The organism is Mesorhizobium sp. RCC_202, assembly GCF_041355295.1.
Lineage (GTDB): Bacteria > Pseudomonadota > Alphaproteobacteria > Rhizobiales > Rhizobiaceae > Mesorhizobium.
On the sequence record NZ_JBFUPO010000025.1, the window covers coordinates 1 to 1,133 of the forward strand.

Consider the following 1,133-nt stretch of genomic DNA (forward strand, 5'->3'; position numbering starts at 1 on the left):
GCGCAGACCCGAGGATCCTGTGTGTTGGTCCCATGCTATGTTTGAAGTGGGAAGGAGACCGAGAGGATCCTGGTCGTCCTTTTGAGGACAGGCCGCGGCATGGCTCGGTCCCTTCCCACCGGTGAACCATCAACCTGAACAGTTGCACGGGGCTGTAACCAGCAGACCTCGCACCACAGGAAGAGGCGTGGACATGATAATGCAGAACTATGTCGGCTGCGATATCTCCAAGCAGTGGCTCGACTTTTTTGATGAAACAAGCGGCCGTTGTCAGCGCATCGACAACCAGGCTGATGCGATCGGCACCTATGTGGCAGGCCTTTGCCCTGCCCGTGACTTCGTCGTCATGGAGGCGACAGGCGTTCATGACCGGCTGTTGCGCCATGCGCTGGCCAAGGCCGGCATTGGGTTCTCGCGGCACAATCCGGCACATACCCACCACTATGCGAAGTCGACGGCACGGCGCGCCAAGACCGATCCTCTCGATGCCAGGATGCTGAGCAGCTATGGCCGGCGCTATCATCCTGAAGCCGAGCCGGCGCCACGCGAGGAAGGCGAACATCTTCAATCGCTTGCCCGCCACCGTGACCACCTGGTCGAGATCAGGGCAAAGCTGAAGAAGCTTCGCAGTGAGGCCTTCGACGCGATGGTCATCGAAGACCTTGAAGACATGATCGTCAGCTGCGACACACGCATCAAGACGACCGAGAGCCGGATTGCCGAAGCCATTCGTCAATCCGAGGATACTGCCCGAGACAATGCGCTGATGGTCTCCGTGCCCGGTGTCTCCAAAGTCACAGCATTCTCGCTGCTGGCGCATCTGCCCGAGCTCGGCCTGCGATCACCCAAGGCGATCGCGGCACTCGCCGGCCTTGCCCCGTTCGACAACAAGAGCGGCAAGCTCAATCGCAGGAGCCAGATCCAAGGCGGCCGATCGCGCGTGCGCCGTGCCCTCTACATGGCAGCGCTCGGCGCCATCCGGGCTTGTGAGCGCTTCAGAGATTTCTACAGCGCCATCGCAGCCCGATCAGGGTCAAAGAAGTTGGCAATCATCGCCGTCGCAAGGAAGCTTCTCGTCGTCCTAAACGCCGTCATCCGAGATAAAAAAGCTTTCGCATGAACACAGTTGCCAT

General features: G+C 59.8%; 1 protein-coding gene. It reads left to right on the forward strand.

Annotated elements, in window-relative coordinates; translation table 11 throughout:
* Positions 1-199 precede the first annotated feature (199 nt).
* On the forward strand, positions 200-1,120 hold the full coding sequence (locus AB6802_RS30035) for an IS110 family transposase (protein WP_371013834.1): 921 nt from the start codon (positions 200-202) through the stop codon (positions 1,118-1,120).
* Positions 1,121-1,133 lie beyond the last annotated feature (13 nt).

What these genes read in the sequence shown, in the direction of transcription:
- AB6802_RS30035 (WP_371013834.1), top strand. Translation starts at nt 200, where the DNA reads ATGCAGAACTATGTCGGCTGCGATATCTCCAAGCAGTGGCTCGACTTT.